We start from the raw sequence: 26043 nt of genomic DNA on the forward strand, positions 1-26043 counted from the left end.
AAGGACACCGACGGCTTGCCAGCACACGACGCGTTGAAGGTCGCTCGACGAGAGTTCCCTCCTGCCCCGGAGACCGCGGCCGCTGCCCGTGAGTTCGTTCACGACACCCTTCTCTCCTGGGGTGTCCCCGATCCGTTCGACGACGTGATCCTGCTGGTCAGCGAGCTGGTGACCAATGCCGTCATCCACGCGAGGTCGAGCCTGGACGTGACCGTGCGCCGGGCCGAGGGCGCGACCGAGGTGATGGTCACCGACTCCGCGCCCGAGCGCGCCGTGCCCCAGGCGGGCCCGCTGGCCGTGGACACCTCGCCGTCCAGGGACGACGAGCGCAGCGGCGGGCTGGGGCTGGCCCTGGCGTCCGCGATCGCGTCCAGCTGGGGCGTGAGCTACGGGCGCAACGACAAGGCGGTGTGGTTCCGGATCGAGGACGCCCCCGGCGAGCACCCCTCGCTGGAGTCGCCCCAGGTGCGGCGCGGTCCGGCCCGTCAGGTGCGCCCCGCGCCGTGGTCGGCGCTGGACGCCGCCCTCGGCTCGCGGCTGACCCTGCCGCAGCTGCTGGAGCGCACCGTGGAGTACGCGGCGACCGCCCTGGGCGGCGATGCCGCCTACATCACGCTGGCGACCTCCGACGAGACCATGTGGGAGGTGCGCGCCGCCGTCGGGCTGACCCCGGGCGGGGCGCCGTGGCGGCCGCTGCGCGTGCGCACCGAGGAGACCTTCCCGTCCGCCGCGCCCGAGCCCGGAGCGGTGATCAACGACGACCTGATGATCGCCCGCACCGGGCGCGGCCGCCTGTCGCGGGCGGGGATGCGCTCGCTGGTGACGGCGCCGCTGATCGTGGACGGCCGGGTGGCCGGCCTGCTCGGGGTCGCCTCCAGGCGGGCCAGGCACTTCGGCCCGTCGGCCGCCAAGAAGCTCCAGGAGGGCGCGGACCTCATCGCGCTTCCGGTGGAGCGCTCGCGCCTGGCCGAGGTCGAGCTCAACCGGCGCGCGTCGCTGAGCTTCCTGGCCGAGGCCAGCGACCTGCTCGCGGGCACGCTGGACGAGCGGATGACGGGCGCGCTCGCCGCCCAGCTGATCACCTCCCGGCTGGGCCGGTGGTGCTCCATCCACACCATCAACGAGCTGGGCAGCTCCCAGCTCACCCACGTGGTGCACGGGGACGAGAACTACAACGACGTCCTGCGCGCCCTGCTGACCGGGCTGCCGCCGCGGGAGCAGCGCGAGCCGCAGCCCCTGTGGTCGCCCGCCGAGCTCGCCGAGGAGGGGCTCGACGAGCAGCTGGTCCGCGAGCTGGCCAGCGGCCCCGCGATCAGCATCCCGCTGGTGGCGCACGGCCGCGCGCTCGGCCGGATGACGATCGGCAAGAACGAGGCGGACGACTTCACCCGCGAGGAGGTCGACGTCGCGGACGACCTCAGCCGCCGCGTGGCCTCCGCCATGGAGAACGCCCGCCTGCACGAGAAGCAGGCGGCGATGAGCAGCGCCCTCCAGCGCAGCCTCCTTCCCGCGAAGGAGAAGGAGCCGGTGATCCCGAGCGTGGACCACGCGGTGTTCTACCGCCCCGCGGACGAGAAGAACCAGGTCGGCGGCGACTTCTACGACGTGTTCGCCGCGAGCGGCCGCTGGTGCTTCGCCATCGGCGACGTGTGCGGGACCGGTCCGGAGGCCGCGGCGGTGACCGGCCTGGCCCGGCACACCCTGCGCGCCCTGGCCAAGGAGGGGTTCACCCCGTCGCACATCATGCAGCGGCTGAACATGGCGATCCTGGACGAGAACACCTCCACCCGCTTCCTCACCATGCTCTACGGGGAGATGACCCCGGCCACCGACGAGGGCGGCGGGATGCGCGTACGGATGGTGTCCGCGGGCCATCCCCTCCCGATGCGGCTCAACCAGAAGGGCGAGGTCGAGAACTTCGGGACGTCCCAGCCCCTCCTGGGGGCGTTCGAGGACGTGGGCTTCACCACGGAGAGCGTCGACATCCGTCCCGGCGAGGTGGTCCTCGCGGTGACCGACGGCGTCACCGAGCGGCGCAGCAACACGGACATGCTCGGCGACGAGGGTCTGCTGGAGATCTTCTCCGGGTGTTCCGGCCTGACCGCGCAGGCGGTCATCAGCCGGATCGACCGCGAGCTGGAGGAGTACGCGCCGGGCGGCCACACGGACGACACGGCCATGCTGGTGCTGCGCTTCCTGTGAGGGGCGCCGGGGGCCGGGCTCCCCGGCGGAGCCGTCCCCGTCACAGCCAGCCCATGTCCTGCGCCGTGCGGATGGCCGACATGCGGTTGTCCGCGCCGGTCTTGCCGATGGCGTTGGAGAGGTAGTTGCGGACCGTCCCCTCGGTCAGGTGCAGGGCGGCGGCGATCCTGGCGACGGTGGCCCCGTCGGACGCGGCGCGGAGCACCTCGGCCTCGCGGTCGGTCAGGGGGCTCTCCCCTCCGACCATCGCGGCGGCCGCGAGGTCGGTGTCGATGTAGCGCCCTCCCCCGTGCACGCGCCGGATGGCGCCCGCGAGCTGGTCGACCGGGGCGTCCTTGGCGAGGAACCCGCGCGCACCCGAGGCGAGGGCCCGGCGCAGGTAGCCGGGGCGGCCGAAGCTGGTGAGGATGACGACGCCGCAGCCGGGCGCGCTCTGCTTGAGCTGTGCGGCGACCTCGAGGCCGGTGCCGCCGGGCATCTCGATGTCCAGGACGGCGATGGAGGCGCCGTGTCCGAGGACCGCGTCGACCACCTGGTCGCCGCGGCCCACCTGCGCGACGACCTCCAGGTCCTCCTCCAGGCCGAGGAGGGCCGCGATGGCCCCTCGGACGAGGTGTTCGTCATCGGCCAGCACGATCTTGATCAAGGTCGGCCCTTCTCACGTGTAGCCGGAGCCCCGGCGCGGTATTGTTCCGGACATTGTGGTGCATAAGGTTCTTGCAGGCACAGGAGCTCCGAGGGCCGCGGGGTCCGGCCCCCGCGGAGGCGGTCCGGGGAGCGCGCGCCCCCGCCGGCCTCCGGTCCGCCGCCCCCCGGCACGGACTCGAAACCCTGGTATATCGGGCTCTCACCCTGTTCTAACCCATGCGGCGCATGATGGATCCCGTCCACTAGACATCGTCCCGCCAGTCGGAGGATGAGTTGAACCCCAACGAACCGAGTACAGGTACCGAGCCCGGTGCGGCGGCCGGGAACGCCCGCCTCCCCGCCGAGCCGACCGACCAGCAGGTGCCGTCCGGTCCGGGACACTCCTCCGCCGACGGCGAGGCGCACGAGCCCGTGCCCGGCGGGGAGCGCGGGGGCGTTCCCGCCGGGCACGAGGACCGGTCGGCCGCGCCGCGGGCGGCCGAGGGCAGCGGGCCCGGGGCCCCCGGGGCGGAGGACGCCGGAACGGGGACCGCCGGTCCGGAGGACGCCGAGTGGCGGCCCGCGCAGGCGGAGGCCCACGCGGGCCCGCCGTTCGCGGCGGAGCAGCGGCCCCTGCCGCACGGGGGGTACGGGGAGCACCCGGGCACGGCCCCTACCGGACACCCCGTGCAGCACGCGGGGGCGCACGTGACCGGAACCGGTCCGCGCTTCTCCCCGCCGGAGCACGCCCCGCGGTGGGCCACGGGTCCCAACGAGGCGGACCGCGCCTCGTACACGTTCCCGCCGCACGTCGGCGGCCCCGGCGGCCCGGCGGGCGGCCCGCCCGACCAGTTCGCCGCGCACCACGCCGGCCCCGGCCGTCCGTACGGCGGTCCGCAGGGACCCGGCGGCCCGAACGGCCCCGGGGCGCCCGGGGCTCCGGGCGGGCCCGGCGGCCCGCCCCCGTTCGGCGACGGCCCGGGCTTCGGTCCGGGCGGCCACGGCCACCCCCCGTACGGCGCTGCCGCGCCCGGCCCCGCGGCCGACGGCGGCAAGAAGCGGGGCGGGCGGGTCGTGACGATCGCCGCCGTGACCGCGCTGGTCACGAGCCTGATCGTCGGTCCGGCCGCGGCCCTGGGCACCGCCTACCTCTTCCCGAACGGCCTGGGCTCCCCGGTGAGCTCCCTGACGGGCGAGCAGGGCAGCACGCCCACGGAGGGGGCGGTCGGCGAGGTCGCCGAGAGCGTCCTGCCGAGCGTGGTGTCGATCCAGACCGCCAACGGCGGCGGCAGCGGCGTGGTGATCTCCTCCGACGGCCAGATCCTCACGAACGCGCACGTGGTGGAGGCGTCCGGGGGCGGCCCGCTGGAGGTGCTGTTCAACGACGGGACCTCCGCCCCCGCCGAGGTGCTGGGCGCCGACACGGTCTCCGACATCGCGGTCATCCAGGCCGAGGGGCGCAACGACCTCGAACCGGCCACCCTCGGCGACTCCGAGCAGGTCGGCGTGGGCGCGGACGTGGTCGCGATCGGCTCCCCGCTGGGCCTGTCCGGCACGGTCACCACGGGCGTGGTCAGCGCCCTGAACCGGCCGGTGAACACGGGCGCCACCGAGAACGGCAACGGCCAGACCTCGACGGTGATCAACGCGATCCAGACGGACGCGGCGATCAACCCCGGCAACTCGGGCGGCCCGCTGGTGAACATGGCCGGCGAGGTGATCGGCATCAACACCGCGATCGCGGGGATCTCCCAGGACAGCGGTTCCGTGGGCCTGGGCTTCGCCATCCCGGTCAACCAGGCCCGTCCCATCGCCGAGCAGCTGATCGAGGACGGCAGCGCGAGCTACCCGGCCATCGAGGCCACCATCACCAACAGCCGCGGCGGCGGGGCCGAGGTCGTCGAGGTGGTCGAGGGCGGCGCCGCGGACGAGGCCGGCCTGTCGGCGGGCGACGTGGTGGTGTCCGTGGACGGCCAGGCCGTCACGACGCCGGACCAGCTGATCGCCGAGATCCGCTCCCGGCAGCCGGGCGAGGAGGTCACCTTCGGGGTGGTGTCCGGCGGCAGCGGCTCCCCCCAGGACGTGGCCGTCACACTCGGCGAGCAGAGCTCGGAGTCCGTCGAGAACGAGGCGGAGCAGGGCGGGGGCAACTGACCGTACGCGGTCGCGGTCCCTCTCCGCGGGGCGGCCCCGGGCTCTCGGCCCGGGGCCGCCCCGTCGCCGTTCCCGCCCCGCCGCGCCGTCCGCGGGCGGCCCCCGCCCCGGCCCCGGGGCTCCGGCACCCGCCGCGTGCGGGGGTTCGTGCGGTCGACGCGGGCACGGGGACCCCGGAACCCGCCGGGACGGTCTCCCGGGCCCGGCGGAGATCACCGATCGGCCACATCACGGTGCTGTTGCGCACACGGGCGAACACGCAGAGTATCCTTCTCTGCGCCGTGTGCTACCTGAGCGGTCGCCCCCGCGTCACCGGAAGGTCGGCGACGGTCAACGCGGGTGGGCCACACTCATGCGTACGCGGCGACCCGACAGCCAGGAGATCCGGTCCATGTCCACGTCCTTCGCTTCAGCCTCCCCCACGACGGCGCCCCCTCCCCGGCCGGCCGACGGCCCGGAGCGCCGGCCCCGGGTGCTGATCGGCACCGACACCTACCCCCCGGACGTGAACGGCGCCGCCTACTTCACCGAGCGCCTCGCCCGCGGCCTGGCCGGACGCGGCGCCCGGGTGCACGTCGTGTGCCCCTCCCCGGAGGGCTCGCCCCGCACGGTCGAACGGGACGGGGTCGTCGAGCACAGGCTCCGCTCGATGTCCTCACTCGTCCACGACAGCGTGCGCCTCGCGGTCCCCCTGGGGGTGCGCGGGCACCTGGACCTGCTGCTGGACCGGCTGGAGCCGGACGCGGTGCACATCCAGAACCACTTCCTCGTCGGCCGGATGCTGGCCGCGGCGGCCCGCGCCAGGGGCGTCCCCGTGGTCGCGACCAACCACTTCATGCCGGAGAACCTCTTCGACTACGTGCGCGTCCCCGGGCCGCTGCGCCCGTACGCCGCCCGGATCGCCTGGTGGGACCTGGGCGCCGTGCTCTCCCGGACGGAGCACGTGACGACCCCGACGCCCGCGGCGGCCGGGCTGCTGCGGGACCAGGGGTTCGCCAAGCCGGTCGAGCCGGTGTCCTGCGGGGTCGACCTGGCCGGGTTCAGCCCCCTGGACGGCGGGGCGGCGTCCAAGCGGCGGCTGCGCGCGCGGCTGGGCGTCCCCGACCGGACGACGGTGCTGTTCGTGGGCCGGCTGGACGAGGAGAAGCGCGCCGAGGAGCTGGTGCGGGCGACGGCGCGGACGGCCTCCGCCCAGTTGCTGCTGGCCGGGCACGGCGCGTACCGGCGGAGCCTGGAGGAGCTGGCCGTGTCCGAGGGCGTGGCGGACCGGGTGGTGTTCCTGGGCTTCGTGCCGCAGGAGGACCTGCCCGACGTGTACCGGTGCGCGGACGTGTTCGCGATCGCGGGCGTCGCCGAACTCCAGAGCATCGCGACCCTGGAGGCGATGGCGAGCGGCCTGCCGGTGGTGGCGGCGGACGCCATGGCGCTGCCGCACCTGGTCGAGGAGGGCCGCAACGGGTACCTGTACCGGCCGGGCAGCCCGGAGGAGCTGGCCGCGAGGATCGAGGACGTGGTCGCGGACGAGGGCGGTCGCCTGAGGATGGGCGAGCACAGCAGGGCGATGGCCTCGCGGCACCGGTTGGAGGACTCCCTGGAGCGGTTCGAGCGGATCTACCTGGAGGCCGCGGGGGAACGGCGGTCCCGGCGTCCGCCGGGGCCGTTCTGAGCGGCTGACCGCGGCGCGGGACCGCCCGCCCCGGAGGGGCCCGGGGCCGGGGCGCGGCCGCGCGGGACCGCCCGCCGCGGAGCGGCGCCCCCGGGACACGGGCCCTGGACCCCGCCGTCCCGCTCCCGGTCCGCGCGCGGGAGGCGGCGTCCCGGCAGGCCCCGCACCGCCCTCAGCCCGCCGGGGCCTCCGGCCCACCGGGCCTGTGCTCCGGCAGCTGGAACCCGATGGCGGCGCCGCCCCCCTCGCGGTTGCGGGCGAACACCCGGCCGCCGTGGGCCTGGGCGATCTCCTTCACCATGGACAGTCCGAGCCCGGAGCCGGGCAGGCCCCGGGCGACGGTGGCGCGGTAGAAGCGCTCGAAGACGCGGCCCAGCTCCTCCGGGTCGATGCCGGGGCCGCGGTCCAGTACCTCGACCGCGCCCGCCCGGACGCGGATCTCGATGGGCGCGGTGCCGTCGGGGTCGAACTTGGCGGAGTTCTCCACCGGGTTGGCGACGGCCCGCTCCAGGGAGCCGGGGCGCCCCCACACCACGCTGTCGTCGGCGTCCACGACGATGTCCCGCCCGGTGCGCCTGCGGGTGCGCTCGGCGACCCTGTCGACGACCTCCCTCAGGGGGACCGCGCGCATCGCCTCGTCCTCGTGGTCTCCGGTGGCGAGTCCGACCAGCTCGTTGACGAGCGCGGTGAGCTCGCGGGTCTCCCCGCGCAGGTCGTCGATGAGGCTCTCCCGCGCCTCGGGGCTGAGCCGGTCCACCCTCCCCAGCACCTGGACGTTGGTGTAGAGGCTGGTGAGCGGGGTGCGGAGCTCGTGCGCTGCGTCCTGGACGAGTCGGCGCTGCTCCTCCTTGGACCTGGCCAGGCGGGCGAGCATCGCGTTGAAGGCGCTGCCGAGGCGGTCGACCTCGTCGTGGTTGCCCTCCTCGTGGGCGTCGCCGGGTCCGACGGGGTCGAGGCGGCCCGTGGAGCTGACGTACTCCGCGGCGTCGGTGAGGCGGACGAGGCGCCCGGTGGTGCGGTGGCCGACCAGCCAGCCCACCGCCGCGGCGCAGAGGGCGACGAGGAGGCCCACCCACAGGATCTGGGTGGCGAGGCGGTCGAGCATCAGCTCGGTGGGCGACAGCCGCTGGAGGAGCTGCAGGGCTCCGGCGCCGTCGCCGACGGAGACCGTGGCCATCCGGTAGGCCTGCCCCTCGATGGACTGCTCGCGCATGTCGACGACGCCCGGCCTGGCCGTCGCGGCCAGTTCCATGTCCGCGTCGGAGGGGGTGAAGAAGACGACCTCGGCGGGGTCCTCGACGCTGACGGTGCGGCGGCCGTCGGGGCCGAGGAGCTGCACCTGGAGGTTGTCGCTGGACAGGAACGGGATGGGGCCGGCGGAGGGCCCGCCACCCTCCTGCCCGTGGATCTCGACGAGCTTGTCGGACAGGTCGGCGACGGTGCTCTCGAACCCGTTCCTGACGTCGGCGCGGATGAGGGCGGCGGCGGTGGTGTAGGCCAGGGTGCCGACCAGGGCGATGATCACGGTGGCCACCAGCGCGAAGATGACCGCGAAGCGGGTTCCCAGCCGCCAGCCGCGCGGGTTGAGCACCACGCCGCCGCGCCACGGGAGGGCGGCGTGGGCGCCGGCGGCCCCGGGGCCCGGCACGCCAGGACCGGAGCCGTCCCCGCGGCCGTCGGCGGCGGGCGTTCGCACGCCCGTCACCCCTGCGGGCGGAGCGTGTACCCGACTCCGCGCACGGTCTGGATGAGCGGCGGGCCGCCGTCCTCCAGCTTGCGGCGGAGGTAGCTGATGTAGACGGCGAGGTTCTTGGACTCCGGACCGAAGTCGTAGCCCCAGATGCGGTCGTAGATGGTGGCGTGGTCCAGGACGATCCCCGTGTTGCGGATGAGGAGTTCGAGGAGGTCGAACTCGGTCTTGGACAGCTCGATCTCGCGCTCGCCGCGCCACACCCGGCGGGCGCGCGGGTCCAGGCGCAGCTCCCCCGCCCGCAGGGGGCCCTCGTCGGCGGCGTCCTCGGGAACGGGCGCGGCCCTGCGCAGGAGGGCCCGCAGCCGGGCGAGGAGTTCGTCCAGCTCGAACGGCTTGGCGAGGTAGTCGTCGGCCCCCGCGTCCAGCCCCGCCACCCGGTCGGGCGTCTCCACGCGGGCGGTGAGCATGAGGATGGGCGTGCGGTCGTGTTCGGCCCGCAGCACCCTGGCCACCCCCAGCCCGTCCACGCCGGGCATCATCACGTCGAGGACGAGCAGGTCGACGGGGTCGGCGTGCACCGCGGCGAGCGCCTGGACCCCGTCCGCGACCGTCCGGACGCTGTAGCCCTCCAGTTGGAGGGCGCGTTCCAGTGAGTCCCTGATCGCGCGGTCGTCGTCGGCGACCAGGACCGTGGCGGTGGCTTCCATGGCGCCCATGGTCCCCTATCCGGGTGAGAAGGCGGTAAGAGGCGGGTGGGGCGCGTGTCAGAGCTTCCGCCGGTCAGGCCCCGGGGACGAACGCGCGGGTCCTCTCCAGTCCGGCCGCCCGGCCCTTGCCCGCGACCACGAGCGCCATCTTCCTGGAGGCCTCGTCGAGCATCTCCCCGCCGAGCATGACGGCGCCCCGGCGGTCCACGGTCGTGGCGTGCGCGTAGGCGTCCAGGACCAGCTCGGCGTGGTCGTAGTCCTCCTGGGAGGGGGAGAAGGCCTCGTTGGCGGCCTCCACCTGGAGCGGGTGCAGGACCCACTTGCCGTCGTAGCCCAGGGCGGCGGTACGCCCGGCCGAGCGGCGGAGGGCGTCCACGTCGCGGATCTGGAGGCAGGGGCCGTCGATGGCCTGGACGCCGTTGGCGCGCGCGGCCGTGAGGATGCGCATGAGCACGTAGTGGTAGGCGTCGCCGGTGTCGTAGCCGGGCGGCTGCTCGCCCACGACCAGGCTCTTCATGGTGATGGAGGCCATGAAGTCGGCGGGGCCGTAGACCAGGGACTCCAGGCGGGGCGAGGACGCGGCGATCGAGTCGACGTTCACGAGGCCGCGCGCGTCCTCGATCTGCGCCTCGATGCCGATGCGGCCGACCGGGAGGCCGGCGGCGCGCTCGATCTGCGTGAGCAGGGTGTCGAGCCACTCGACGTCGCGGGCCGCGGTGACCTTGGGGAGGACGATCGAGTCGAGGTCGGCCCCGGCGCCCTCCACGACGGCGATGACGTCGCGGTAGGCCCACTCCGTGGTGGTGTCGTTGACGCGGACCGACCTGACCCGCCCGTCCCAGCCGCCCTCGGTGAGGGCGCGGACGACCGTGCCGCGGGCGGCCTCCTTCTCCGAGGGGGCGACCGCGTCCTCCAGGTCCAGGAAGAAGGCGTCGGTGCCGAGGCCCCTCGCCTTGTCCACGAACCTGGGGTTGGACCCCGGAACCGCGAGTACCGACCGCCGCGACCTGAGTTCGCCCATCGCCGTCCCTGTTCCGCTCGACCGTGCCTGTGTCCGCGCCCCCGCGGCGGAGCCGCTCCCGGCGCCGCCGTCCACGGGTCGCGGGGCCCATCATCCCACCTGCGCGTGCGTAGAGTGAGGGACGGGTCCCCCGGTGGGACCGGAGTGACCGAGGGAGAGTGACCATGTCCGCCACGCTGCGTCCGACGAGTGCCCACTGGGGCAGCTACCAGGTGGTCGTCGAGGACGACCGGGTCGTCGGCGTCCGCCCCGACCCCGACGACCCGGCGCCCTCCCCCGTGATGGCCAACACCCCCGCGGCCCAGCACCACGCGTCCCGGGTGGCCCGCCCCGCGGTGCGCCGCCGGTGGCTGGAGCGCGGCCCGGGCCCCGACCCGCGCCGCGGCGACCCGGACGACGACTACGTCGAGGTCGAGTGGGACACGGTCCTGGACCTGCTCGCGGCGGAGCTCGACCGGGTGCGCACGGAGCACGGCAACGCGGCGGTCTTCGGCGGTTCGTACGGGTGGGGCAGCGCCGGGCGCGTCCACCACGCGCAGAGCCAGCTGCACCGCTTCCTCAACACGATCGGCGGGTACACGCGGTCGGTCGCCACCTACAGCCACGGCGCCGTCGAGGTGCTGTTCCCCAGGATCATCGGCACCCCCGCCGCGAACCGGCTGCTGCACCGCGCGCCGGCGTGGACGCAGATCCGCGAGCACACCGAGCTGCTGGTGACCTTCGGCGGGCTGCGGCTGTCCAACACGTGGACGACCTCGGGGGGCCGGGCGGCCCAGACCGCCGGTCCGGAGATGCGGGCCGCCTCGGAGTCGGGTGTGGAGTTCGTGTCGGTGTCGCCCCTGTTCGACGACACCCCCGAGGACGTCAAGGCCGAGTGGGTGTCGATCACGCCGGGCGCCGACACGGCGGTGATGCTCGCCCTGATGCACGTCCTGTTCACGGAGGGGCTGGCCGACACCCGCTTCCTGGACCGGTACACGGTCGGCGCGGACGTGCTGCGCTCCTACGTGCTGGGGGAACGCGACGAGCGCGGCGACCGGCCCGGGGTGGAGCGCTCGCCCGAGTGGGCCGAGCGGATCAGCGGGGTCCCGGCCGGCGAGCTGCGGACGCTGGCGCGGCGCATGGCGGAGAAGCGCACGCTCGTCAACGTGGGCTGGTCGGTGCAGCGCGCCCGGTACGGCGAGCAGCCGCTGTGGGCCGGTCTGGCGCTGGCGTGCTGCCTGGGACAGGTGGGGCTGCCGGGAGCGGGTTTCGCGTCGGGGTACGGGTCGATGGGCAACTACGGGGGCGGTTCGACCCCGATGGGCCTGCCGAGGATGCCGCAGGGCGCCAACCCCGTCGACTCGTCGATCCCGGTGGCGCGGATCGCCGACATGCTGCTGGAGCCGGGCGGGCGGTACGACTTCGACGGCGAGGAGCGCCGGTACCCGGACGTGCGGCTGGTGTACTGGGCGGGCGGCAACCCGTTCCACCACCACCAGGACCTGGAGCGGCTGACCAGGGCGTTCGGCAGGCCGGAGACGGTGGTGGTCCACGAGACGCACTGGACGGCGACGGCCCGGCACGCCGACATCGTCATCCCCTCGACGACGGTGCTGGAACGCGACGACCTGACGGCCAGCAAGGGCGACCTGAGCGTGCGGGCCATGCCGCGGGCGGTGTCCCCCCACGGACAGGCGCGCGACGAGTACGACACGTACGCCGACCTGGCCGGGCGGCTCGGGCTGCGCGAGGAGTTCACGGAGGGGCGGACCAGCGCCCAGTGGATGAGGTCGGTCTACGAGCGGTGGCGGTCGCTGGTGGCCAGGCACGGCGCGGAGGTGCCGGGGTTCGAGGAGTTCTGGGAGCGCGGGCGGGTGGAGATGCCCGGCCGGGTGGAGGACGAGGCGCTCCTGGGCGAGTTCCGGGCCGACCCGGAGGGCAGGCCCCTGCGGACGCCGAGCGGGCGGATCGAGCTGTTCTCGGAGACGATCGCGTCGTTCGGGTACGAGGACTGCCCGGGGCACCCGGTGTGGCTGGCGGGGCCGGCCGTGGACGGCGGGGACGACGGGTTCCCGCTCGTGCTGCTCGCGAACCAGCCCAGCGGGAGGCTGCACAGCCAGCAGGACATGGGCGCGCACAGCATGTCGCAGAAGGTCGGGGGGCGCTCGCCGCTGCGGATCGGCCCCGAGGACGCACGGGCGTGCGGCGTCGCCGACGGCGACGTGGTGCGGGTGTCGAGCGGCCGGGGGTCGTGCCTGGCGGGCGTGGTGGTGAGCGACGCGCTGCGGCCGGGCGTGGTGCAGCTGTCCACCGGCGCCTGGTACGACCCGTCGGCGCCGGGCGTGACGTGCGCGCACGGGAACCCGAACGCGCTGACGGAGGACGTGGGGACGTCACGGCTGAGCCAGGGGTGCACGGGGCAGACGGTGCGGGTGAGGGTGGAGCCGTTCGCCGGCCCGGTGCCGCCGGTCCGCGCGTTCGAGCCGCCGAACGGGATCGGCGCCCCGGCCTGAGCCGGAGAACGGGTCCGCCGCTCCGGGACCCGCCCGGTCCGGCCCGTGCCCGCGCGCCGCGGGGTCCGGGCCGGGAACCGGGACCGGGGCGGTGCGGTACGCGTCCGGGGGGCGGGTACGGCGCCTCCCCGGCGGGGACGGGCGTTCAGCGGACCAGGAGGCGGTCCACCCGGCGGGGCAGGAGCAGCCCCGCCAACCCGAGGAGCGCGTAGCCGACCTGGCCCGGGGCGAGCATGCCCAGGATCGCGCCCGTGTTCGCCGTCGGCGCCCGCAGGAACTCGCGCATGCGCGGGTGCGCGTGCGGGACCCCGTTGCCGGAGACCAGCAGGGAGAGCGCCGCGACCAGCACGAGCGCGGCCCACGCGGTCTCCGCCCCCGTCAGACCGCCCAGCCACAGCTGGAGCCGGTCCAGTGCCACGAACGCGTAGGCCGGCGCTTCCCGGTCCGCGGCTCCGACCGGCCCGGACGCCCCGGGGGCGTACACCGCGGCGGCGGCGAGCGAGGCGGTCGCCGCCGTGACGCCGCCGGTGGCGGCCAGGCCCAGCCGCCGGGCCAGTGAGCGCGCCTGCCGGGTGAGCTCCTCCTGCGAGGGGTGGCTCCGCCAGGGGCGGCCGGCGGACCGGGCCTCCGCCATGGCGTTCGCCCGGCGCCGGCGGAGGAACCGCCACGTGTCGCAGAGGGCCCCGGGGCCGCGCCGCGCGGCGATGGCGGACACCGCGAACTCGTGGACGATCGTGGACAGCGTCGTGGCGAGCGTGACCGGCAGGTCCACCCAGGACAGCGCCAGCCTACGGAACAGCGGCGCGATGTCCGCGGGGACGCGCACCCTCATCGCCACGGACCTGCCGCGGGCCCGGCGGCGCAGCCCGGCCAGCGGGGGGCGGCCGGGCAGCGGCGGCGTCGACTCGGCCGCGGTGCCGATCGTCCGGTAGTCCATGGCCACGGCGCACAGGAGGAGGACGACCAGCAGCCACGGGGTGAGGACCCCGCCGCCGAGCAGGCCGTGCACGAAACCGGACACCGGGTGGAGGGCCGCGTTGGCCAGCACGGCGTTCAGGTTGAGGTGTTCCAGGAACGCCGCGGTGAAAGCGACCGGCGGCAGCAGCCACAGCCACGCGCCGTAGCGGCGGCCGACGACGGCGAGCCCGAGGGCCGCCCCGACCAGGCCGGTGGTGACGGCGTGGCCGGAGAAGACCGCGAGGACGGCGCCGGAGGCGTCGGTGACGGTGCTCCCGCCCGGCAGGAGGAACCCCCCGCCGCCGGGCCGGTCGCCGCCCCCGGTGGAGACCCCGGTGAGCAGGTGCTCGGCGAGCTGGAAGCCGGCGCCGGACGCCGCGGCCAGCAGCAGGAAGTCGACGGCGGCCAGTCGGCGCGTCCGCCGTCGGGCCACCAGGCCGAGGAGGAGGAGCGGCGCGAGCTTTCCGGCCTCCTCCACGGCCACCGCGACATAGGTGTAGCCGACGACCCCGTACGGGTCGACGCCCAGGAGCCCGACGACGGCCGCCTCGGCGAGGGCGAGCGGCCACAGCAGGAGCGCGCCGACGGCGGCCACCCGCAGCAGGGTCGCGAAGGAGACGGTGCGCGACCGCGCGGGCCAGGCCAGCTGGAACAGCAGCACGAAGGCCGCGGCCAGGGCGGGGAGGGCCGTGTCGAGGCTGGGGACGAACAGGGGCGCGACCAGCAGCGCGACGACCGCCAGCCACCCCCAGGCCCCGCGCAGGGCCCGCAGCGCGCCGACGGCGCGCGGCGAGCGCTCCCGGAGGCGGTCGCCCCGGCGGGCGAGGCGTTCGGGCAGGTCGGGTCCGGGGCCGCGCGGGCTCCGGGCGTGCCTGGCGCCGGTGTCGGCGCAGTTGTAGAGCAGGGCGGCGCGGGTGAGGACGGGCCCGCCCTCGACGCGGGCCCTGTTGCCGAAGTGGACGCGCGCCTGGGGGATGTCGGCGCCGACCAGTTCGCGGACGAAGTCGGCGGGCCCGGCCGCGACCGTGAGCTCGTCGGCGGTGACCAGGACGGCGGCGGAGAAGTCCTCGACGCAGACGAGGAAGTCGGTGGGGGTGGGCCCCCAGCCCCGGATGAGGTCGATGAGGGTGTCGGTGTCGAGGGGGACCTCGGTGACGGGGTCGTACGAGAACTCGGGCCGGGTCCGGCACACCAGGAGCCGGTCGACGCCCATGGCGCGTCCCGCCGAGACGATCGCGCGGATGAGGTTGCGGTCCCGGGGCACGAGGAAGGGCGTGGTGACCTTGCCGTCGACCCTGATCCACTGGGGGTCGAGCTCGGTCGCTCCGGCACAGACACGGAGGACGAGGTCCCGCGCGAGCATGGCCTGTTCTTCCATCGACGTCCTTGTGCCGTGCGGGGGGCGGATACGGGGGCCGGTCCCGGCCCTTGGCGGACGGAACGGCCCGACCGAGCATAACGGCGCGGGGCGGCGGCGGAAGAGGTGCTCTGCGGCATTGTGGCCGTGATGTCATGCGGCGGGCCGCGCCGCGCCTCCCCCGGCGCCCGGGGCCGCCGCCCGGCCGGGAGGGCGCGGTGGAGCCGCCGGGCCCGGGGCCCCGGACGGCTGCCGTCACCGTCCGCCGCCGGAGGGTACGCCCTCCCCCGGCTGCGCGCCCGGTGCGCAGCGGACGTCGCGGGACGCACGGGGCCCGGCGCCGAAGGCGTCGGCGCACAGCTGCCCGACGTGGCGGAGGACGGGCAGGTCGAGGGCCCAGCCGGCGAACGCCCACCCCAGGTGGAGGTGGTCCAGGGCACGCGCCAGCGCCGCCACCCCGCTCCGGCGGAGCCCGTCGGGCGTCTCGTAGGTGAGGCGGTACAGGACCTCGGGGTGCTCCGCCGCCGGACGCAGCTCCAGGGCCACGGGCGCCCGGGCCGCGATCCAGCCGCCGAGGCCGGTGCACATGGCGCAGTCGGCCGCCACGTAGAGGGTCCCCGGGGTCCGGCCGGGCCACGGCCGCCACCGGGGCAGCCAGGGGCGCACGCCCCCGCGGTAGTCCTCCCAGTCGCTCCCGAAGGCCCGGCGCAGCTGCCCGCCCTCGTGCCAGGACGCGAACCCCGCTCCGTAGGCGAACGCGACCAGGGCGCCGACCAGCAGCCGGGGGTCCCCCGTCACCGGCACGAGCACCAGGTGGACGGCGGCGACGGTGGCCTGCATGGGGTTGCGCACGTAGGCGTAGGGGCCGCTGGCGACCAGGCGCGACGGCGGGTCGCAGGGCAGCGGGGTGCCGCGGCCCACCTGCGCGAACTCGCGGGCCGCGGCCAGGCCCGGCAGGCACGCCGCCGCGAGGACCTGGGCGGCGAGCAGTGCCTCCCCCGGGCCGGGGACGGCGTCCAGCGCGTACAGCGGCAGGCCCACCATGAGCCCGAAGGCCAGGACGGCCTGCGCCCACGTCCGGGCCCGGACCAGCTGCCCGCGCCGGGTCCAGTGGGCCAGCATCAGCGCGGGGATCAGGCACAGCGCCGACCCCGCGAACTCGCCGAGGAGCCAGAGGGGCCCGAGGACCACCACGGGTTCGGCGAGCGGCATGACGATCACGTCGACCCACACGAGCAGGCCGGTGAGCAGGGGGACCGGGAGGAGGCGGAGCATCAGCGCGGGCAGGGCTCCCCACAGGACCGCCCAGGCGATCAGCAGGTCGACGGGCATTCCGCGCCACACGGCGCCCTCGGCGTGGAAGGTCCACCAGCCCGCGTGCACCGCGTACAGGTTGAGCGGGACGAGGGTGAGCAGGGCCCACGCCCCCGCGACGATCATCGACGCGACCTCGCGCGGCCGGGGCGCGCGCCACGCGCACAGGACGGCCAGGAGCAGCAGCGGGACGAACAGTCCGACGCCCCGGACCAGGGTCGCGGGGACCTCCGCGGCCGTCACTCCCCGGCCTCCGCGACCGCGTCCCGGAAGGTCGTCGCGAGGTACTCGGCGGCCAGGTCGGTCGTGTACGACTGGATCGGCCCGAAGTACCAGGAGGGCTCGTAGGTGCGCTCGTACTCGACGGTCCAGGTGAGGCGGGTGCCGCCGCCCTCCCTCTCCCAGGCGGCCTCCGCCCGGCGCATGTCCATCCAGTTCGCGAACGCCGTGTCCCGGACCACGTCGAAGACCACGCGGCCGCCGTCGCCGTCCCACTCGCTCTCCGCGACCTCCAGCTCCATGTCGCGGGGGGTGGGCCCGGAGCCGATCCGGAGGATGCGCCTCGGGGTGAAGTCGACGACGCGGGCGTCCCCGGGCTCCAGGCCCTCCCCGGCCGCCCGGACGGGGTGGGGGAAGGGCACGGCGCGCAGGAAGAGGGCGTCGGGGACCGCGTAGCCGGGCGGGGCGGCCAGCGCGGCGGCGACCCGCTCCGGTTCCGCGTCGATCAGCACCGACCCCTCGCCCCGGTCCGCCCGGGGGAGGAGGCTCGTCCCGGCGACGCCCTCCAGGGCGAGGACGAAGAGGACCGGTACGCCCAGCAGGGCGTGGCGTCCGCCCCTGCCGCCGGCCCTGAGGGCCTCCGCCGTCCAGGCCACGAGTGCGGCGACGCCGTAGAGCAGGGGCGCGGCGATGACCAGGCACACCGTGCCCTCGCCGAGCAGGGCCGCCGCCAGCGCGAGGCCGACGGTGGTGACGGCCATCGCGATGCCCGTGGCGCTCCGCGCCCGCACGGTGAACACGACGATCAGGGCGATCACCGCGGGGAGGCCCACGTAGAACAGCGCCGTCTGGTCGAGGCCGCCCCAGTGGTTGACCCGCAGGGCCAGCAGGCCGGCGAAGGCCGCGAGCAGGAGCGCGGCGAGCGTCCAGCGGGCGCGGGTGGGGGCGTGGGCCGGAAAGGCTTCGGGCTCGTCGCTTCGGGACATGGGGGCACCCTTCATCAAGCGGTTAAAGCACTTGGTTTAATCACTTGATTAAACCGTATGATGAACACACCCCGAGCGGCAAGGGGGCTACGCGAGGAGGACCATGGCCAGGAGCGGCGGCGGACGGCGGACCAGCGAGGAGACCAAGGAGAGGCTGCTCGACGCGGCCTGCGCGGTACTGCGGGAGGAGGGGTACTCCGGGGCGTCCGCCCGCGCCATCGCCACGCGCGCCGAGGCCAACTCGGCGCTGGTCTTCTACCACTTCGGCGGGGTCGACCAGCTGCTGCTCGCGGCGCTGGACCGGTCGAGCGCCGAGCGCATGGCCATGTACCGGGAGATCGCCGGGCGCGCGAAGACCCTGGAGGAGCTCGTGGAGGCGGCCCTGCGCATCTACCGCACCGACCTCGAACGCGGCTACATCACCGAGTTCTCCGAACTCGTGGCCGCCGCCGTCACCAAGCCCGAGCTCCGCACGGAGATCCGCGACCGCGCGGAGCCGTGGATCGCGTTCATCGAGCACGAGTGGAACCGCGTCCTGGGCGGATCGGCCCTCGGAAGGCTGCTGCCCGCGCGCGAGGTCGCCTACGGGGCGATCACGTTCTACCTGGGGGTCAACCTGTTCTCCGTCCTGGACGAGGACCGCACCCGCACCGAGGCGGTCTTCGGGCTGGCCGGGGAACTGGCGCCGCGGGCCAGGCTCCTCACCCTGCGCCTGCCGCGCCGCGACCGCGACGTAGGCTTGTCGCCGGCGGACCAGGAGGAGGACGCATGAGCGGTGGCGGCGGCGCGGGCGCCGACGGACGGGGCGCGGGCGCCGGCGGGTCGGGGCCGGCGGACGGGCAGGGCGTGGCGGTGGCCCCGGGGATCGAGTTCCCCGACACCGCCGACGGGAGGACCCACGTGGCGGGCGCGGTCATCGCCGACGGCCGGGGACGCGTCTTCGCGCAGCGCCGGTCCGCGACCCGCAAGGTGTTCCCGCACTGCTGGGACATCGTCGGCGGACACGTCGAGCAGGGCGAGACCATGCTCGAGGGCCTGGCCCGCGAGGTCGAGGAGGAGACCGGCTGGCGGCTCGTCGGCGTGCTCGCGGAGCTGTACCGGCTCGACTGGGACCCCGGCGACGGCGTCACCCGGCACGAGGTCGACTACCTGGTGCGGGTCGAGGGCGACCTGTCGGCGCCGCGGCTGGAGCCCGACAAGCACACCGAGCACCTGTGGGTGGACGACTCCCTCGTGCACCGGCTGCGCGACGAACGCGACCCCGGCGACTACTTCATCACCGACATCGTGCAGCGCGGCCTCGACGCCGCCCGCGCGGCGGACGGCTGACCCGCCGGGGCGGCCGGGTCCGCCCCGGCGGGCCCGGCGGGCCCCGTCACACGGCGCGGCTCCGGGAGACCTCGGCCACCGCGAGCGGCAGCGCGTCCAGCAGGTCGGACGCGCTGATCGGCGCACCGCCGCGGGCCAGCGAGGCGGCGCGTCCGTGCAGGTAGGCGCCGCACGTCGCGGCCTCGCGCGCGGGCAGGCCGGACGCCATGAGCGCGCCGACCGCCCCCGACAGCACGTCACCGGTCCCCGCGGTGGCCAGCAGCGGCGTCCCCGTCGGATTGGCGACCGCGGGGGCGCCCGGGTGCGCGATCACGGTGGTGGAGCCCTTGAGCAGGACCGTGCACCCGAACCGGTCGGCGGCGCGCTCCGCGTGCTCCAGGCGGCGCGCCTCCACGTCGGCCCGGTCCGCGTCGAGCAGCCGTGAGAGCTCACCCGCGTGCGGGGTCAGGAGCGTCTGCGGCGCCCGTTCGCGGAGCAGCGCGGAGAGCGGACCGCCCCCGCCCCCGGTGAGCAGGGTCAGCCCGTCCGCGTCCACCAGCACCGGGACCTCGCTGTCCAGGACCGCCCTGAGCTCATCGGCGTTGGCCGGGTGGGTGCCGCGCCCGGGGCCGATGACCACGGCGGCCACCCGGCCCGGGGACAGGTCGGTGCTGCTCTGCGGGTCGCGGAGGTCGGCGACGACCTCCGGCCAGCGGCCGACCACCTGGTCGGCCAGGCCCCTCCCCCCGCCGAAGCGGACCATCCCGACGCCGGTGCGCAGCGCGCCGCCCACGCACAGGACCGCCGCGCCCCGGTAGGGGTCGGAGCCCGCGCGGACCCCGAGGACGCCCCGCCGGTACTTGTCCTGCTCCGCGCCGGGGGCCGGGAGGAGCGCGGCGATGTCCACAGCCTGTGGACGGACCAGCGCGGGGCCGGGCAGCTCCGGCCCCAGCCCGATGTCCACCAGCCGGACGCGGCCCGCCCGCTCCGCCCCGGGGTCGACGAACAGGCCCGGCTTGTGGGTGCCGAACGTGACGGTGGTGTCGGCCCGGACCGCGGGCCCGGCCACCTCCCCCGTGTCCGCGTCCACCCCGCTGGGCACGTCGACGGCGACCACCCGGGCGGGGGCGTTCGAGGCGAGCACCGCCAGGGCGGCGTGCGGATCGCGCAGTCCGCCGCGCCCGCCGATGCCGACGAGCCCGTCGACGACCAGGTCGGCGTCGAACAGGGCGGCCTCCTCGGCCGCGCCGCCCGCGAACGGCAGGATCCGCCCGCCCGCGGCGCGCAGGGCGTCGGCGCCGCCCTCGTGGACGGACCGCCCGGCCGCCAGCGCGCGCACCGACGCGCCCCGCGAGGCGAGGAGCGCGCCCGCGTACAGGGCGTCGCCCCCGTTGTCGCCGCCGCCGACCAGGAGCACCACCCCCGCCCCGTAGACCCGGGGCAGGAGACCGGCGCACTCGGCCGCGAGCCCGGCCGCGGCCCGGCGCATCAGGGCCCCCTCGGGAACGCGCGCCATGAGCGCGCGCTCGGCTTCGCGGACGACGCTGACGGTGTGTGCTGAGTGCACCGGCTACCTCCAGAGGGGTCGATCGGCCCCCATCGTGTCGCAGGTGGGGCCCATGGGGCGGCCAGCGCCACACCTGGCGTTCCAGGTAGGTCGATTTCAACCCGATGTCATCGTTTCACTACCCTTCGGAGTGACGGCTTGCAACAATGGGGTGTATGCCTCGACCGAGCAAGTACGTGTCCCGGTCCGACCTCGGCTGGGGATCCTCCCCTGCCGAGAGGGCCAACCCCCGATCCGGACTGGTCATCCACTACGACAGCGCCGACCAGGGCCTCGCCGACAAGAAGCACGAGGCGTGTGTCACATACTGGCGCAACACCCGCAAGTTCCACACCGGCCCCTCCCGCGGCTGGGCCGACATCGGATACTGCGTCGACGAAAAGACGGAGATCTTCACAGAAGAGGGCTGGAAGACATTCCAGGAGATCGCCGAAGGCGATGTGGTCCTCACCCTCGACCACGAGACGGGCATGTCCCAGTGGCAGCCGCTGCTGGCGGTGAACGTCTTCCCCGCGGTACCGCGCGAGCTGATCAGGATGGAGGGGCACAGCCACTCCTCCCTGACCACGGCCCAGCACCGGTGGCCCGTCGAGCGGTTCTACCGCCGCGCGGGGACGCAACGCCAGAAGTCGGCCGATGGTCGATGGGCGGCGACAGGGCGTGCGGAGCGCACGCAGCAGGGACGCGAACGCGTCTGGGCGACCACCGGGACCCTGAAGTACGCGGACCGCATCCCCCTGTCCGCTCCGTGCGTCACTCTCCCGACCGAGCCCAAGTGGTCGGACGCCCTGGTGGAACTGGTGGCGTGGTTCTGGACCGAAGGGCACATCAAGCCGCAGAGCCGGAGCCGCGTCCCCGGTACGGGCGTGGTCATCTACCAGTCCGAGCAGAAGAACCCGCAGAACGTGGCCAGGATCAGGGGAGCGCTGCATGCTCTCTTCGGCCCCGCGTGTGAGGGCTTCCCCCGCTCCGGGGCTGCTGCGGACGGGATCCCCCGGTGGCGGGAAGCAGCCAACCGACAGCTCGTGGAGTTCCATCTCTCGGTGGACGCGGGCCGGGTGCTTCTCGACCACGCGCCCGGACGTGTTCCCGGATACGGGTTTCTCCGGTCCCTCACACGGGCTCAGCTCGGCCTGTTCATCGAGGCCTCCCTGCTGGCCGACGGCCACAACAGCCGAACCGCCGACGCACAGGCCCTCAGCCAGAAGAGCCGGGAGGCGGCGGAGGCCTTCCAGTTCGCCGTGATCCTGGCGGGATATGCGACGTCGTTGCGAAGGCGCCCGCCGACGCCGTCGACGAAGTACGACATGTGGAAGGTCGAACTGCGGCGCAAGACCCACTTCGCGCCCAAGGCCGCGCGAACGCGGAAGTCGGCCTTCTCCATCACGAAGGAACCCTACGACGGTCGCATCTGGTGCCCGACCACGCCGAACGGTACCTGGCTCGCCCGACGGGCGGGCACGGTGTACTTCACCGGGAACTCGTTCATGGCGTGTGCCCACGGATATGTCCTGGAAGGCCGCGGTCTGTACCGCACCCAGGCCGCGCAGCCCGGGGGCAACACCTCCCACTACTCGGTGACCCTGGCCACGGGTCCGAAGGACCCCGTCACACCCGAGCAGATCAACGCCGTCCGCCAGCTGCGCCAGTGGCTGATGGAACCGGACACCTCCATCTCCGGCAAGGTGCTCGGCCACCGCGACTTCATCTCCACCTCGTGTCCCGGGGACAGGGCCTACAAGCTCGTCAAGGACGGAACCTTCGCCAAGAAGCCCGACGAAACCGAGGGAGATGACGTGCCCAGACATCGCAGGTTCGAGAAGGACGACGCACAGGAGCTGACACCCGGTACGTGGGCCAGCCTCAAGTTCGACCGCCGCCACGACGGCCACAGGGGCGACCTGTACGCCCTCGTGGGCCCGGACGAACCGGACGGGGCGCTCTACGACCTCTCCGTGGGCGTCACCCTCCAGGGCCTGGCCTCGGGGACCGAGGTGCAGCTGCGCGCCACGGAGTACGAGTCCGACGGCAGCGGCGGCTGGAAGGTGGCCCGCAACCGCCCCATCGAGAGTCCGGTGCAGGCGGCGGGGAACGGGCACTTCACCTACGCCTGGAAGGGCAATCTCGCCAAGGGCAGGCGTGTGCGGGTGCGGGTCGCGCAGTTCGGGGACGCGAACGCGCAGGTCACGTCGGCCACCGCCGAGGTCTTCTACTGGCCCAAGTAGCCCGTGGACTCCCCCCGGGGGCCGGGCGCGGCCCGGAGGCCTGCGGCTCCGGGCCGCGCCGGTCCGTGGGGGGGAGAGGCGTCCGTGACACGGGAACGCCCCGGCCGCGCTCAGGCGCGTCCGGGGCGTTCCGCCGTTCGTCCGGTCGGGTCAGCCGACCGGGATGACGATCGGCTCCTCCATCCCGAAGCTCGGGTCGAACCGGAGCTCGGTGACGGTCACCTCGCCCACCGTGGCGAGCTGCCCGGAGATGCTGTCCCCGGGAGCGACGGACACGGCTTCCATCTGGGTGATGTCGGCGAAGATCGTCTCGGCCCAGTCGGAGCGCTCCGTGCCGTCGTCCAGCACGAAGGTGAAGTAGATCGGGTTGACGTCCAGGGCCTCGGACGAGTCGTTGGTGATCTCGACGTCCACCACGGTGTAGGTGGTGTCGTCGATGACGTCGCCGGCGGTGCCGCTCTGGGTGGCGCTGGCGGTGATGCCGCCCTGCTCGACGGGCGCCTCCTCCTCGGTCGGCTGCGACTCGGTGGCGCCCGCCGACTCCTCCGGGGAGGAGGACGTGGTGGGCTGGGTGACCGGTTCGTCTCCCCCCGACAGGGAGGCGACGATGACGATGAGCACGATGGCGATGATCACCACGCCGAGGCAGCCGCCGACCCCGATGCCGACCTTGGCGCCGGTGGACATGCCCTTCTTGGGCGGCTGGCCGTAGGGGGGCTGGCCGCCGGGGGGCATGTCATAGGGCGGCTGTCCGCCCGGAGGCATGTCGTAGGGGGGCTGCCCGCCGTAGGGCGGCTGTCCGCCGGTGGGCCCGCCGTAGGGGGGCTGGCCCCCGGAGGGGTCTCCGTAGGGCGGCTGGCCGCCGGTGGGGCCTCCGTAGGGGGGCTGCCCGCCGTAGGGCGGCTGCTGAGGGCCCGAGGGGTACTGGGGATAGGACACGGGGGTACTCCGGCTCTCGTGCACGATGCGGTGGAAGGGGATGCGCCGCCTACACCGTGCACCGTCGGGTGAACACGTGCGGCTGCGAGGACAATATCCGACATGACCGCATCGCGTTCGCGCTGCTCCCCTGCCCGGCCCGTCCGGTTCCGGACGCGGACGCAGGCGGGAGCCCCGGCGCCCCGGACGTATCCGGCCGGCCTCGGCGGCGGACGCGGTGCGGCACGGTGTTCGATGCCGCCCGGCCCTGTGAGGTTCTCCACTGCCGCTCCCCGCTCCGGGGCCCGCCGGTCCGGCACCGGGTCCGCGCCGCGGTCCGCCGTGCCCGGCGGCCGGTCGCGTGGCGGGCGAGCGCGCCTCGGACGGGTCGCGCCGCGGGCGGCGTGGACCGTGCGCAAGGCGCTCCGTCCCCCGCCCGTGCGCCCCGGCGCCCCGGCGTGGGGAGTGCGCGTCGTAGGTTGTTCGCGGCCCCCCGCCCCCTGAGGAGACGCCCGTGCTGATCGACCACCTGTCCTGGCCGCTGACCGTCGCCCACCGCGGCGCCCGGTCGACCGCCCCCGAGAACACCCTGGAGGCCGTCGCGGCGGCGATCGACGCCGGGTCGGACCTGATCGAGGTCGACGTCCACCTCGCTGCCGACGGGTCGCTGGTCCTGTGCCACGACACGACCCTGAACCGGACGCACGGCGTCGCCCTGCCCGTGGCCGGGCTGACCGCCACGGCGGTGAAGAGGTGGCCCGTCCGATCGGCGTCCCGGCTCGGGCTGACCGGGTGGCCGGACGTGCCCACCGTCACCCTCAACGAGGTGTTCGCCCGCTTCGCCCGTGCCCCGGTCGCCTGGCTGATCGAGGCCAAGTACCCGCCCGCCCCGACCGGGGCCCGGCTCGACGCCGTCGGCGACGCCATCGTCGACCACGTGTTCCGCTGGAACCTGGCCGGCTCGGTGATCGTCCAGTCGTTCCAGCGGCGTCCCGGGCTGCGCGCCGTCGCCGCCGGGCTCCCCGCCGGGTACATCGAGACCGCCGGCGGCAGCGACCCCCGCGAGCTCGCCGACCAGGGCTTCGACTACTACGGGATGCGCAAGGACGCCCCGCCCGAACGCATCGCGGCGGCCGCCGACGCCGGGCTGCGCCCCCTCCTCTACACGATCAACCGGCGCAGCGAGCGGGACGCCGCGCTCGCGGCCGGTGCGGCCGGGATCGTCACCGACGACCCCCTCTACCTGGCCGGACGCGCGCCAGGCCCGGACCTGTACGCCCTGGGCACCTGGCCGCACGGCCACCTGCCCTCGCCGGTGAACCCGGTCACGGGAGTGCTCACCGGCTCGGCCCTGGAGCTGGCGCCCGTGCGGATGGAGACGGGGGCGCCGGGGAACTACACCGCTGCCGTCCTCGGCTCGCTCAGCCACGAGGCGCCGCCGGAGTCGTGGACGTGGGACGTGCGGGTCGCCCTCCTGGAGGCGGCGAGCGCCACCCGGTCCGCGCAGGTCCAGTTCTGCATGGGGTCGGACGTGGGCTACCACGACGACGACCACGGCCGCGTCGACTGCTACAACGTCCTGCTGCGGCCGAACGGGACGCTCGACCTCTACGCGGCGGCCGACGGCGCCGGGACCCGCGTCGCGACCGCGACGGGTCCGGCCGTGCCCGTGTCCGCGACGGACCCGGTGTACGTGCCGCTGCGCATCGAGGTCTCCCCCACGCACGTGGGCGTCAGCCGCCTGGACGCCCCCGGGGTCGTGGCCGCGGCCGCCGACCCCCGGTTCCGGGGCGGGTACGTGGGCGTCGGGGTCCGCTCCGTCAGGGCGCGCTTCGTGCCGGGGGCCCGGGCCTGACCGCGCCGGCGCGGGAGCGCCCGGGACCGTCGGCACGGCGTCCCCGCCCGTCCGGGTGGGGGCGGTCGTCCCGGGCGGAGGCGTACGGGCCCCGGTCGCGTGCGCGGCGGGGCCCGTACGTGTCCTACCCGACCTCGGCGACGACCGGGTCGCCCAGGCCGAGGATGTCCCCCATCTCGACGGTGGCCACGTCGACCTCGCCGACGAGGGCGATCTGCCCGGAGGCCCGCTGGCCGGGCTGGAGGGTGACGGCGTCGATGGGGTCGATGTCGGCGAAGATCGTGTCGGCCCAGTCGCTCACGACGGTGCCGTCGGAGAGGACGGCCGTGAAGTTGATCGGGTTCACGTCGACGGGCTCGTCCGAGTCGTTGACGACCTCGACGTCGATCGCGGTGTAGGTCGTGCTGTCGATGGTGTCGCCGACGGTGCCGGCGTGGGTGGCCGTCATCGTCACGCCGGTCTCCTCGACGGGCTCCTCCTCGGCGGGTTCCGCCTCCGAGGCCTCGTCTGCCTCCTCGGGGGTGGCGCTCGCGGCGGGCGGCGGGGCGTCGGCCTCGGTGTCCGAGGTGACGGCGGCGACGCAGCCGACCATGAGGAGGAGGATCAGCAGGACGCCGGCGCAGCCGCCGCAGCCGAGGCCGATCTTCGCTCCGGTGGACATCCCCTGCTTCGGGGGCTGGGGCGGGGGGACGGACTGTCCATAGGGTCCGTAGGACATGGGGGAGCTCCGAGTCTGTGGGGGCGGAGCGGCGAGCGGGAGCCGCGGGGTACC

At 75.0% G+C, this 26043-nt stretch carries 18 protein-coding genes; 8 read left to right on the forward strand and 10 right to left on the reverse strand.

Features of this window, described 5'->3' with window-relative positions; all coding sequences use genetic code 11:
• Positions 1-33 precede the first annotated feature (33 nt).
• The gene (locus tag ACQPYD_RS28670; protein WP_433702164.1) at positions 34-2202 is read left to right on the forward strand and encodes a SpoIIE family protein phosphatase; all 2169 of its coding nucleotides are present in this window, start codon (positions 34-36) and stop codon (positions 2200-2202) included.
• Between the two features lie 40 nt (positions 2203-2242).
• On the opposite strand, the gene ACQPYD_RS28675 is transcribed toward ACQPYD_RS28670, so the two are convergent.
• Positions 2243-2848 carry a response regulator transcription factor gene (locus tag ACQPYD_RS28675; RefSeq protein WP_267946625.1) on the reverse strand — a complete coding sequence of 202 codons (606 nt, stop codon included), beginning with the start codon at positions 2846-2848 and terminating at the stop codon, positions 2243-2245.
• A gap of 275 nt (positions 2849-3123) precedes the next feature.
• Between ACQPYD_RS28675 and ACQPYD_RS28680 the strand changes: the two genes are divergently transcribed.
• Both ACQPYD_RS28680 and ACQPYD_RS28685 read left to right on the forward strand, forming a co-directional pair.
• On the forward strand, positions 3124-4983 hold the full coding sequence (locus ACQPYD_RS28680) for a trypsin-like peptidase domain-containing protein (protein ID WP_433698524.1): 1860 nt from the start codon (positions 3124-3126) through the stop codon (positions 4981-4983).
• A 391-nt stretch (positions 4984-5374) separates the two neighbouring features.
• Positions 5375-6649: a glycosyltransferase gene (locus tag ACQPYD_RS28685; protein WP_433698525.1), complete on the forward strand. Its 1275-nt coding sequence runs from the start codon at positions 5375-5377 to the stop codon at positions 6647-6649.
• Between the two features lie 172 nt (positions 6650-6821).
• Here the strand turns inward: ACQPYD_RS28685 and ACQPYD_RS28690 are convergent, their stop codons facing one another.
• From ACQPYD_RS28690 to ACQPYD_RS28700, 3 genes are all read right to left on the reverse strand, one after another.
• A complete protein-coding gene (locus tag ACQPYD_RS28690; protein WP_433702165.1) occupies positions 6822-8243 on the reverse strand; it encodes an ATP-binding protein in 1422 nt (473 codons plus the stop codon).
• A gap of 107 nt (positions 8244-8350) precedes the next feature.
• Positions 8351-9049 carry a response regulator transcription factor gene (locus ACQPYD_RS28695; protein WP_433698526.1) on the reverse strand — a complete coding sequence of 233 codons (699 nt, stop codon included), beginning with the start codon at positions 9047-9049 and terminating at the stop codon, positions 8351-8353.
• A 73-nt stretch (positions 9050-9122) separates the two neighbouring features.
• Positions 9123-10070, reverse strand: coding sequence for an HpcH/HpaI aldolase/citrate lyase family protein (locus tag ACQPYD_RS28700; RefSeq protein ID WP_433698527.1), 948 nt, complete (start codon positions 10068-10070; stop codon positions 9123-9125).
• Positions 10071-10234: 164 nt separating this feature from the next.
• Here ACQPYD_RS28700 and ACQPYD_RS28705 point away from each other — a divergent pair, with 164 nt between their 5' ends.
• A complete protein-coding gene (locus tag ACQPYD_RS28705; RefSeq protein WP_433698528.1) occupies positions 10235-12565 on the forward strand; it encodes a molybdopterin-dependent oxidoreductase in 2331 nt (776 codons plus the stop codon).
• A gap of 145 nt (positions 12566-12710) precedes the next feature.
• On the opposite strand, the gene ACQPYD_RS28710 is transcribed toward ACQPYD_RS28705, so the two are convergent.
• From ACQPYD_RS28710 to ACQPYD_RS28720, 3 genes are all read right to left on the reverse strand, one after another.
• A complete protein-coding gene (locus ACQPYD_RS28710) occupies positions 12711-14900 on the reverse strand; it encodes a PrsW family intramembrane metalloprotease (protein WP_433698529.1) in 2190 nt (729 codons plus the stop codon).
• A gap of 234 nt (positions 14901-15134) precedes the next feature.
• Positions 15135-16436: a methyltransferase family protein gene (locus ACQPYD_RS28715; protein ID WP_433698531.1), complete on the reverse strand. Its 1302-nt coding sequence runs from the start codon at positions 16434-16436 to the stop codon at positions 15135-15137.
• Positions 16433-17398 (reverse strand): hypothetical protein, encoded by a 966-nt coding sequence (locus tag ACQPYD_RS28720; RefSeq protein ID WP_433698532.1) that lies wholly within the window; start codon positions 17396-17398, stop codon positions 16433-16435. The genes ACQPYD_RS28715 and ACQPYD_RS28720 overlap by 4 nt, the downstream gene beginning before the upstream one ends.
• Before the next feature lie 103 nt (positions 17399-17501).
• Here ACQPYD_RS28720 and ACQPYD_RS28725 point away from each other — a divergent pair, with 103 nt between their 5' ends.
• Positions 17502-18170: a TetR/AcrR family transcriptional regulator gene (locus ACQPYD_RS28725; protein WP_433698533.1), complete on the forward strand. Its 669-nt coding sequence runs from the start codon at positions 17502-17504 to the stop codon at positions 18168-18170.
• Complete coding sequence (locus ACQPYD_RS28730; RefSeq protein ID WP_433698534.1) at positions 18167-18727, forward strand: NUDIX domain-containing protein; 561 nt, start codon at positions 18167-18169, stop codon at positions 18725-18727. The genes ACQPYD_RS28725 and ACQPYD_RS28730 overlap by 4 nt, the downstream gene beginning before the upstream one ends.
• Positions 18728-18773: 46 nt before the next feature.
• On the opposite strand, the gene ACQPYD_RS28735 is transcribed toward ACQPYD_RS28730, so the two are convergent.
• A complete protein-coding gene (locus ACQPYD_RS28735; RefSeq protein WP_433698535.1) occupies positions 18774-20273 on the reverse strand; it encodes an NAD(P)H-hydrate dehydratase in 1500 nt (499 codons plus the stop codon).
• A 155-nt stretch (positions 20274-20428) separates the two neighbouring features.
• Here ACQPYD_RS28735 and ACQPYD_RS28740 point away from each other — a divergent pair, with 155 nt between their 5' ends.
• Positions 20429-22498, forward strand: coding sequence for a hypothetical protein (locus ACQPYD_RS28740; protein ID WP_433698536.1), 2070 nt, complete (start codon positions 20429-20431; stop codon positions 22496-22498).
• Positions 22499-22648: 150 nt separating this feature from the next.
• Here ACQPYD_RS28740 and ACQPYD_RS28745 read toward each other — a convergent pair whose 3' ends face one another.
• A complete protein-coding gene (locus tag ACQPYD_RS28745) occupies positions 22649-23437 on the reverse strand; it encodes a DUF4352 domain-containing protein (protein ID WP_433698537.1) in 789 nt (262 codons plus the stop codon).
• Positions 23438-23930: 493 nt separating this feature from the next.
• Here ACQPYD_RS28745 and ACQPYD_RS28750 point away from each other — a divergent pair, with 493 nt between their 5' ends.
• Positions 23931-25271 carry a glycerophosphodiester phosphodiesterase gene (locus ACQPYD_RS28750; protein WP_433698539.1) on the forward strand — a complete coding sequence of 447 codons (1341 nt, stop codon included), beginning with the start codon at positions 23931-23933 and terminating at the stop codon, positions 25269-25271.
• Between the two features lie 124 nt (positions 25272-25395).
• On the opposite strand, the gene ACQPYD_RS28755 is transcribed toward ACQPYD_RS28750, so the two are convergent.
• Entirely contained in the window at positions 25396-25932 is a 537-nt protein-coding gene (locus ACQPYD_RS28755; protein ID WP_433698540.1) for a DUF4352 domain-containing protein, read from the reverse strand.
• Between the last annotated feature and the right edge of the window lie 111 nt (positions 25933-26043).

Origin of the sequence: Nocardiopsis sp. CA-288880 (assembly GCF_050955985.1) — a bacterium.
Taxonomy (GTDB): Bacteria; Actinomycetota; Actinomycetes; order Streptosporangiales; family Streptosporangiaceae; genus Nocardiopsis; species Nocardiopsis tropica.

Coding starts and splice junctions, on each gene's coding strand:
- ACQPYD_RS28710 (WP_433698529.1), bottom strand. CDS start 14,900: ATGGAAGAACAGGCCATGCTCGCGCGGGACCTCGTCCTCCGTGTCTGT.
- ACQPYD_RS28755 (WP_433698540.1), bottom strand. CDS start 25,932: ATGTCCACCGGAGCGAAGATCGGCCTCGGCTGCGGCGGCTGCGCCGGC.
- ACQPYD_RS28705 (WP_433698528.1), top strand. CDS start 10,235: ATGTCCGCCACGCTGCGTCCGACGAGTGCCCACTGGGGCAGCTACCAG.
- ACQPYD_RS28740 (WP_433698536.1), top strand. CDS start 20,429: ATGCCTCGACCGAGCAAGTACGTGTCCCGGTCCGACCTCGGCTGGGGA.
- ACQPYD_RS28720 (WP_433698532.1), bottom strand. CDS start 17,398: ATGTCCCGAAGCGACGAGCCCGAAGCCTTTCCGGCCCACGCCCCCACC.
- ACQPYD_RS28730 (WP_433698534.1), top strand. CDS start 18,167: ATGAGCGGTGGCGGCGGCGCGGGCGCCGACGGACGGGGCGCGGGCGCC.
- ACQPYD_RS28685 (WP_433698525.1), top strand. CDS start 5,375: ATGTCCACGTCCTTCGCTTCAGCCTCCCCCACGACGGCGCCCCCTCCC.
- ACQPYD_RS28725 (WP_433698533.1), top strand. CDS start 17,502: ATGGCCAGGAGCGGCGGCGGACGGCGGACCAGCGAGGAGACCAAGGAG.
- ACQPYD_RS28695 (WP_433698526.1), bottom strand. CDS start 9,049: ATGGAAGCCACCGCCACGGTCCTGGTCGCCGACGACGACCGCGCGATC.
- ACQPYD_RS28700 (WP_433698527.1), bottom strand. CDS start 10,070: ATGGGCGAACTCAGGTCGCGGCGGTCGGTACTCGCGGTTCCGGGGTCC.